Source organism: Haematomicrobium sanguinis DSM 21259 (assembly GCF_000688395.1).
Lineage (GTDB): Bacteria > Actinomycetota > Actinomycetes > Actinomycetales > Micrococcaceae > Haematomicrobium > Haematomicrobium sanguinis.
This window is the reverse complement of the sequence record NZ_JIAG01000015.1, coordinates 69,301-77,424: the sequence shown is the minus strand read 5'-3', so window position 1 is coordinate 77,424 and position 8,124 is coordinate 69,301. Positions and strand designations below refer to the sequence as shown.

The 8,124-nt window shown below is 62.1% G+C and carries 9 protein-coding genes; all 9 read left to right on the top strand.

Annotated elements, in window-relative coordinates; translation table 11 throughout:
- Positions 1 to 317 (top strand): IS30 family transposase (locus O148_RS0112635; protein WP_035745987.1); only part of this gene is annotated, 317 nt, incomplete at its 5' end.
- A 183-nt stretch (positions 318 to 500) separates the two neighbouring features.
- Complete coding sequence (gene pdxT / locus O148_RS0112630) at positions 501 to 1,160, top strand: pyridoxal 5'-phosphate synthase glutaminase subunit PdxT (protein WP_051620192.1); 660 nt, start codon at positions 501 to 503, stop codon at positions 1,158 to 1,160.
- A 2-nt stretch (positions 1,161 to 1,162) separates the two neighbouring features.
- Entirely contained in the window at positions 1,163 to 1,918 is a 756-nt protein-coding gene (locus tag O148_RS0112625) for a YebC/PmpR family DNA-binding transcriptional regulator (protein ID WP_026531210.1), read from the top strand.
- Positions 1,919 to 1,929: 11 nt separating this feature from the next.
- On the top strand, positions 1,930 to 2,565 hold the full coding sequence (ruvC, locus tag O148_RS0112620) for a crossover junction endodeoxyribonuclease RuvC (RefSeq protein ID WP_026531209.1): 636 nt from the start codon (positions 1,930 to 1,932) through the stop codon (positions 2,563 to 2,565).
- Positions 2,566 to 2,670: 105 nt separating this feature from the next.
- Positions 2,671 to 3,303 (top strand): Holliday junction branch migration protein RuvA, encoded by a 633-nt coding sequence (gene ruvA / locus O148_RS0112615; RefSeq protein WP_026531208.1) that lies wholly within the window; start codon positions 2,671 to 2,673, stop codon positions 3,301 to 3,303.
- Positions 3,304 to 3,370: 67 nt separating this feature from the next.
- A complete protein-coding gene (ruvB, locus tag O148_RS0112610) occupies positions 3,371 to 4,414 on the top strand; it encodes a Holliday junction branch migration DNA helicase RuvB (RefSeq protein WP_026531207.1) in 1,044 nt (347 codons plus the stop codon).
- A 99-nt stretch (positions 4,415 to 4,513) separates the two neighbouring features.
- Positions 4,514 to 5,077, top strand: coding sequence for a preprotein translocase subunit YajC (locus tag O148_RS0112605; RefSeq protein ID WP_051620191.1), 564 nt, complete (start codon positions 4,514 to 4,516; stop codon positions 5,075 to 5,077).
- 100 nt (positions 5,078 to 5,177) lie between these two features.
- A complete protein-coding gene (gene secD / locus O148_RS16530) occupies positions 5,178 to 7,058 on the top strand; it encodes a protein translocase subunit SecD (RefSeq protein WP_051620190.1) in 1,881 nt (626 codons plus the stop codon).
- Positions 7,055 to 8,053: a protein translocase subunit SecF gene (secF, locus tag O148_RS0112595; RefSeq protein WP_026531205.1), complete on the top strand. Its 999-nt coding sequence runs from the start codon at positions 7,055 to 7,057 to the stop codon at positions 8,051 to 8,053. Before secD ends, secF begins: the two co-directional genes overlap by 4 nt.
- Positions 8,054 to 8,124: the final 71 nt, after the last annotated feature.

Below are 8,124 nucleotides of genomic sequence, written 5' to 3'. Positions count from 1 at the left end.
AAGCGTCCACGAATGCGATCACCTGGGACCAAGGCCAAGAAATGGCTCACCACGCACAATTCACCATCGATACCGGTTGCAAAGTGTACTTCTGCGACCCGCACTCGCCCTGGCAGCGCCCGAGCAACGAGAACACGAACGGGCTCATCCGCGACTTCTACCCCAAAGGCACCAACTTCAACAACATTAGCGACGAGGACATCGCGAACACGGAACACCTCATCAACATCCGACCCCGCCGAATGCACGATTACCTCAGCGCAACCGTCAAACTGGAACAACAAATACAAGCAAACCGTGTTGCACTAGCCCCTTGAAACCGCCGACGTTGTTCGCGTTGCATGTGGCAACTCGCGAGGTCTCGGTGAGCGGTGGGAAAGACGAGTCGGGGCTGGAAGGCGAGTATCGCCGTCGTTCCTCGACTATGTAGCAGTTAACGCCCATGTTCCGCCCCGTGATGGGCATTAACTGCTACACAGTCGAGGGTGGAATAGGATGGCGTGGTGATTTTGAGGGATTCTTCCACGGGACCGACGGTGGGGGTGCTTGCGCTACAAGGTGATTTTCGCGAGCATTTGCGGGCGTTTGAGCGGCTAGGCGTTCGGGCACAGGCGGTGCGGCGGGCAGCCGAATTGGATGCCGTTGATGCGCTCGTGATTCCCGGCGGCGAATCGACCGCGATGGACAAACTGATCACGGCCTTTGACTTGCGCGAACCCCTACAGGCCCGGCTGGCCGAGGGGATGCCGGCCTACGGCTCGTGCGCCGGGATGGTGCTCTTGGCCGATACCTTGGTGGAGCCGCAACATTACCTCGACGGGACAACTCAGCAAACCCTTGGCGGGATCGACATGGCGGTGCGGCGCAATGCCTTTGGGCGGCAAGTCGATTCCTTCGAGGAGGATATCGACTTCGCCGGACTGGGCGACGCGGGGGAATCCGAGCGGGTGCGTGCGGTGTTCATTCGGGCGCCGTGGGTGGAATCTGTTGGCTCGGGTGTCGAGGTGCTCGCGCGGGCGAGCGACGGATCGGGGGAGCGTGCAGATAGAATTGTTGCGGTACGCTCCGGGAATCGGCTCGCCACCTCGTTTCATCCCGAGGTCACCGGTTCGGGACGGATCCACCAGCTTTTTGTTCGCATGATGACAGGAGACGCGTAAGTATGTCCGGCCACTCCAAATGGGCAACCACGAAACACAAGAAGGCAGTCATCGACGCCAAGCGTGCCAAGGCGTTCGCGAAACTGATCAAGAACATCGAGGTTGCTGCGCGTGCCGGCGGTGCCGATCTTGCCGGTAATCCTGCGCTGGAACTTGCGGTGCAGAAGGCGAAGAAGACCTCGGTTCCCAATGACAACATTGACCGTGCCATCAAGCGCGGTGCCGGGCTTACCGGCGAGACCATCGACTACTCCGAGATCATCTACGAGGCGCGCGGGCCGCAAGGCTCTGCGCTCCTGGTGGAGTGCTTGACCGACAACAAGAACCGCGCGGCATCCGAAGTGCGCGTGGCGATCACCCGCAATGGCGGAACCGTGGCCGATCCCGGCTCGGTGTCCTATTTGTTTAACCGCAAGGGGGTTGTCAGTCTGCCGAAAAAGTCGCTCACCGAAGACGACGTGCTGATGGCAGTCCTGGACGCCGGGGCCGAGGAAGTCACCGACGAGGGCGAAAACTTCGAGGTCTTGAGCGAGCCAACCGACCTGCGCGCCGTGGTGTCCGGTTTGGAGGACGCCGGAATCGAGTATGAGAGTGACGAAGTCGAATTCGTTCCGTCGATGAAGGTGGAATTGGACGCGGACGCGGCGCGGAAGTTCCTGCGCCTGGCCGACGCCTTGGAGGAGTTGGATGACGTGCAGAACGTGTATTCCAACGCGGACATTTCCGAATCGGTTCAGGCCGAACTCGAAAAGGAGTAGCGGTTACTTCAATGCCAGCCCCGAGCCGTGGCGAGCTTCGCGTACTCGGGGTAGATCCTGGCCTGACCCGGTGCGGGTTAGGAGTGGTGACGGTGGCCCCGAACCGCAAGGCCGCGCTCGTTGAGGTCGGTGTGGTGGGGAGCTCCGCAGGCGTGTCCCTCGACGAGCGCCTCTTGGTGATTGATCGGTCGATTGAGGCCTGGCTAGACAGACATAAGCCCGATGTTGTTGCGGTGGAGCGCGTGTTCTCGCAGCTGAATGTGTCCACCGTGATGGGCACCGCGCAGGCAAGCGGCATCGTGATCGCTGCGGCCGCGCGACGGGGGATAGCGGTGGCATTGCATACCCCCACCGAAGTGAAGGCCGCAGTCACCGGAAACGGCCAAGCGGATAAGGCGGCCGTCGCGAAGATGGTGACCAAAATTCTGGGTCTGGAGGAGGCGCCGCGACCCGCGGATGCCGCCGATGCGCTGGCGTTGGCGATAACTCACGCATGGCGGCGGCACGTACCCGGCGCGCTGGTATCACGCGGTGGCGGAACTGGCACGACCGGCGCCCAACAGCGGTGGTCGGACGCCGCCCGCCAGGCAAAGCAACGGGAAAAAGAACTGGCGTTGCGGGCGCGCCGTTCCCGCGAGCTACCGTAGGACCCCGTAGAGTTATCGTAAATATGTTCGATGCTTTGTGCTGAGTTAATTGCACCGGGCGCTCCCGGTGCGGCAAAGCGAGAGATGCGAACGGGATGGGATGCGATGATCAGTTTCTTGAGGGGTGAGGTGGCACATGTCGGTGCCACGAGCGTGGTTCTCGACGTCAACGGGGTGGGCTACTCCGTCAACGCGACGCCGCACATGCTGCTGAACCTGCGGCTGGGCCACGAAATCACCGTGCATACTTCGATGATCGTGCGGGAGGATTCGCACACGCTTTTCGGCTTCGGCTCTCCCGACGACCGAGAAATTTTCGAAACCCTTATTACCGTGAGCGGCATTGGCCCGCGGATTGGTCTCGCCGTCCTGGCCACCATGAGCGCGGATCAGGTGCGCGAGGCCATTGCCAATTCCGATGACAAGGCCTTCAGCAAGGTATCCGGAATCGGACCCAAGACGGCCCGGCGCATTGTGCTGGAGTTGGCCGGAAAGCTTGTGCTCCCCGAGGCGGCCGGGACGGCCAACGCTACGGCGATCCCGGCCGAGGTGGCGCAGGCGCTGGTCGGGTTGGGCTGGTCCGAGAAGGACACCGACCTAATCTTGGGGCAGCTCCAAGAATTCGAGCCGGACATTATCGCCAGCCGAAATACGCCGCTCATCCTGAAGACCGCGCTGCAATACTTCAATGGCGAGGGTAGCTCCGCCGGGGGAGTCAAGGTGAGCGCGCGTGGCTGAGTTTGGCGGCAGCGGCACCGAGGACATCCACTCCACGGCACAGAACGACGACGCCGCCAACACCGTCGTGTCCGCTCTCGCAGATGGGGAAGAGCGTGCACTGGAGGCGGCGCTCCGGCCGCGGAGCCTGCACGATTTTGTCGGCCAGAAACGCGTTCGCGAGCAGCTTGACCTTGTTCTCAAGGCGTCGCAAATTCGCGGCAAGAGCGCCGACCATGTGCTGCTTTCTGGGCCGCCGGGCCTTGGCAAAACCACGCTCAGCATGATTATTGCCCAAGAAATGAACGCCCCGCTGCGCATCAGCAGCGGTCCGGCGATTCAACACGCCGGTGATCTCGCCGCGATTCTCTCGTCGCTGACCGAAGGCGAAGTGCTGTTTTTGGATGAAATTCACCGGCTTTCGCGCCCGGTGGAAGAAATGCTCTATATGGCGATGGAGGACTTCCGCGTCGATATTGTGGTCGGCAAGGGGGCCGGCGCCACCGCAATTCCGTTGGATTTGCCGCCGTTCACTTTGGTGGGGGCCACCACCCGCGCCGGCCTGCTCCCCGGACCGCTGCGCGACCGCTTCGGCTTCACCGGGCACCTCGAGTATTACGACGTGGGCGAACTGGAACTGGTCTTGCGCCGCAGCGCCATGCTCTTGGACATGAAGCTCAACTCCGAAGCGTTCAGCCAGATCGCGTCTCGGTCCCGCGGCACACCCCGAATCGCGAACCGCCTCTTGCGGCGCGTGCGCGACTGGGCGCTAGTGCACGGTTTAGAACAAGTTGACGCGCGGGCGGCCTCGCGGGCCCTAGATATGTATGAAGTCGACGAGCGCGGCCTGGACCGCCTCGACCGCAACGTCCTGTACGCGCTCATCCACAAGTTCAACGGCGGTCCAATTGGGCTCTCCACGCTCGCCATTGCCGTTGGTGAGGAACCCGAAACGGTAGAAACAGTCGCCGAACCTTTCCTGGTCCGCGAGGGCCTCCTGGGGCGGACCCCGCGTGGGCGAGTAGCCACCCCGCTTGCCTTTGAACACTTGGGCCTTGTGCCACCCATCGCACTGTCAAATAGCGGTCAACAGGATCTCTTGAGCGAGTTGGAGGAGCGCGAGGAGCGCTAAGACTGTAAACTCGACCGAGACGACTACGTTGCAGCACTCTCCTGCCGTGCCGAGAACGGCCCGCTATGAGTGCACAATCACTGACAGATCGGAATTTTTGTGCAGTACTCCATCCTGGCTCAAGGCGCCCAAAACGCTGCAGGCGGCTTCAACATCGTGCAGTTTATTCTTCCCGTGGGGTTGCTCCTGCTGATTGTGTTCATGTTCATGCGCCAAAACAAGGCGCGCAAGCAGATGCAAGAACAACGCTCTCAAATGGCACCCGGCCAGGAAGTGATGACGCAGTTCGGCCTGTTCGGCACTATCCGCTCCATTGAGCCAGAAGCGAACAAGGCTGTTTTGGAACTCTCCCCGGGCAACTACGCCACCGTGCACCTGCAAGCCCTGACCCGTGTGGTCCCGCAGGACACCCCCGCCACGGACACCCCAGCGGCCCCCGCCGCCCGCGAAGAAAACCTGCCGAGCGTCCCCGATGACGCGTCCTCGCTCACCGGCAGCGCGGGTACCGCGAGCACTCCCAACACCGCCAACCCCACCGACGCGACCGGCCAAACTCGCGACTCCGCAACCAGCGCCTCCGCATCCAACACGGACGCGCAGCGCAATGAAACACCGGAAGAAACCTTAGAGCGCATTAAGCGCGAGAACGAGAAGAACAACTAGCGGCAGCCCGCTGAGTTCTCTCACTACCGGTTGACATCACTCGGGCTCGCCACGCCACCTCGCGGCGGGCCCCTCTACAGCGAATTGGGAATACCACGTCATGGCTAAAGCGAGTCCCGCTCGTGGCGCGAAACGCGCATTAGTTTGGTTAGTCGTACTGTTTTTGGCGCTCGGCGCGGCAATCGCCGGCGGTGCCATGTTCTCCAACGGATCCTGGACGCCGAAGCTCGGCCTGGACCTTGAGGGCGGCACCCAGATGATCCTGGCACCGCAAGTGCAAGGTGACACGACGATCGACGAAGACCAACTCAACCAAGCGGTGCAAATTATCCGCCAACGCGTCGACGGCTCCGGCGTCTCCGAGGCCGAGATTCGCACCCAATCCGGCAAGAACGTGATTGTCAACATGCCGGGCGTCCCCGACGATCAGACCCGCAATCTGATTCGGGCTTCCGCGAATATGCAGTTCCGCCCGGTTCTGGCAGGCGGCGCCGGCATGGGAGCCCAGGTGGCCACCCCCACCGGCTCACCCGCACCGACTCTCGGCTCGGACGTGGCACCGACCCCGGCTGCGACCGCCCCCTCCGATCAGGCGTGGATCACACCGGCCCTTCAGGCGCAATTCGACCAATTGGACTGCTCCAACCCGGAAACCTACCAAACGCTCCGCGAAACCGCCGACCCTGAGAAGGCGATCGTCTCCTGTGACCCCTCCACCATGGGCAAGTACATTCTCGGCCCGCAGGAGATCCCCGGCACCGATATCGCCAGCGCCTCCAGCGGACTGGGAACCACTAGCCAAGGCGCCACGCTCAACCAGTGGCAGGTGAACCTCGAGTTCAACGCCGAGGGCGCCGAAAAGTTCAAGCAGATCACCGAGCGGGCCCTGCCTTTCCGCGGCCCGCAAGGGTCCCCGCCAGATCCTCGCAACCAGTTCGCGATTGTGCTGGACGGCGCCATTTTGAGCGCACCGACGATCAACCAGGTCATCCCGGACGGCCGTGCGCAAATCACCGGCAACTTCACCGAGCAAAGCGCCAAGGCCCTCGCCGACCAGCTCCGCTACGGCGCGCTCCCGGTCTCCTTCGACATCCAGTCGGAGAACCAAATCTCCCCAACCCTCGGCGCCGACCAGCTCCGCAGCGGCCTCATTGCCGGTCTGATCGGCCTGATTCTGGTCGCCATCTATTCGCTTTTCCAATACCGTCTGCTCGGACTCGTGACGTTCGCGTCCCTGGTGGTTGCCGGAATTCTGACCTACCAGGCGATCACCCTGCTCGGGTGGACCGAAAACTACCGCCTCACCCTCGCCGGCGTGGCGGGCCTGATCGTGGCCATCGGTCTGACCGCGGACTCGTTCATCGTCTACTTCGAGCGCATCCGCGACGAACTGCGCGAGGGCCGCGGACTCGTCTCCGCCGTAGAAACCGGCTGGAAGCGCGCACGCCGCACCATCATCGCCTCGAAGGCGGTCAACCTCCTCGGCGCCGTGGTCTTGTACTTTGTCGCTGTCGGCAACGTGCAGGGGTTCGCGTTCACACTGGGACTCACCGCGGTTGCTGACCTCGTCGTCGTATTCCTCTTCACTCACCCCGTGCTCCAGCTTTTGGCACGCACAAAGTTCTTTGGCGGCGGCCACCGCTTCTCCGGCCTGGATCCGCGCACCCTGGGCGCCATCCCGCTCTATCGCGGCGCCGGGCGTCTGCGCACCCTGGAGGGCAGCGCGGAGAGCACCGAAGAAATGCACGACGGCGAGACCGTCACCGTGGGTGCCACAAGCGCAGCGAGCGCGGGCGCTACCTCGAGCGACGCGGGGCGGGTGCCAGGCGGCTTGCGTGCCGCGGCCACCAAGAGTGGGTCGGCGGCTAAAAACCGCGGTGCAAGCCGTGAAGCCGAGAGGCGGATGACCATCGCCGAACGCCGTCGACGCGAAGCTCTCGGCGAGAAACCGACCAAAGATGAAGGGAAGGATGCCAAGTGAATTTCGCACAGTTTGGTAATGATCTTTACAGTGGCAAGCGTTCCTTCAACATTGTTGGCAAGCGCAACCTCTGGTTCTTGATCGCGGCAATTGCGATCGCGATCTCGATACTGATCCCGATCGTCAAGGGCGGATTCAACCTCGGTATCGATTTCCGCGGCGGATCCGAATTCACGATTTCCAATGTGCAGAACACCGACCCGAAAATCGGCGAGGAGGCGATCGCGCAAAGCGGTACCTCCTCGAGCGACCCGCGGGTGACCAACATTGCGGCGAACACCATGCAGGTACAGACCGAGCAGTTGGCCGATGATGAAACCGTGGCGCTCAAGTCGGCGCTAGCTAGCGCCTATGGGGTCTCCGAGAATGAGGTGACGAGCGCATTCGTCGGCCCCACGTGGGGCGAGGACGTGAGTCGGCAAGCCCTCATTGGCTTCATTGTGTTTGTTGTGCTGGTGGCAATCCTGATGGCTGTGTACTTCCGAACCTGGAAGATGTCGCTTGCCGCGATCGTCGGTCTGCTGGTGGTGCTGATCCTGACCGTGGGAGTGTATGCGGCCACCGGGTTCGAGGTGACACCCTCGGCAATTATCGGTCTGCTCACCATCCTTGGCTACTCGCTCTATGACACCGTGGTGGTCTTCGACAAGATTCGAGAGAACACCTCGAATTATGAGCGGCGAATCAAGCGCACCTTTGCCGAAGAGGTCAACCTTGCCGTGAACCAAACGTTGGTACGCTCCATCAACACCTCGGTGGTGGCGCTTCTTCCGGTTGCCGCGATTTTGTTTATTGGCGCGTTCATTTTGGGTGCTGGCACCTTGCGGGACCTGTCGCTGGCGCTATTTGTCGGTATTGTCATTGGACCGCTCTCCACCATTTTCATTGCGGCACCGCTCTACGCGTGGCTGCGTCGCGGCGAAAAGGTGGTACAAAAAGCGGACAAGAAGGTGGAGCGCAAGCGCTTTGACCGCACCGACGGGGCCGTGGTTTAGCCGGTCGCGAAAACTCGTCAAGCGTGGCCCTCCGGGGGAATCTTTCTCCGGAGGGCCACGGTTGTAGAATC

Excerpts from the sequence above, each read along its gene's own strand:
- O148_RS0112625 (WP_026531210.1), top strand. The coding sequence starts at position 1,163 with ATGTCCGGCCACTCCAAATGGGCAACCACGAAACACAAGAAGGCAGTC.
- ruvC (WP_026531209.1), top strand. The coding sequence starts at position 1,930 with ATGCCAGCCCCGAGCCGTGGCGAGCTTCGCGTACTCGGGGTAGATCCT.
- ruvA (WP_026531208.1), top strand. The coding sequence starts at position 2,671 with ATGATCAGTTTCTTGAGGGGTGAGGTGGCACATGTCGGTGCCACGAGC.
- secD (WP_051620190.1), top strand. The coding sequence starts at position 5,178 with ATGGCTAAAGCGAGTCCCGCTCGTGGCGCGAAACGCGCATTAGTTTGG.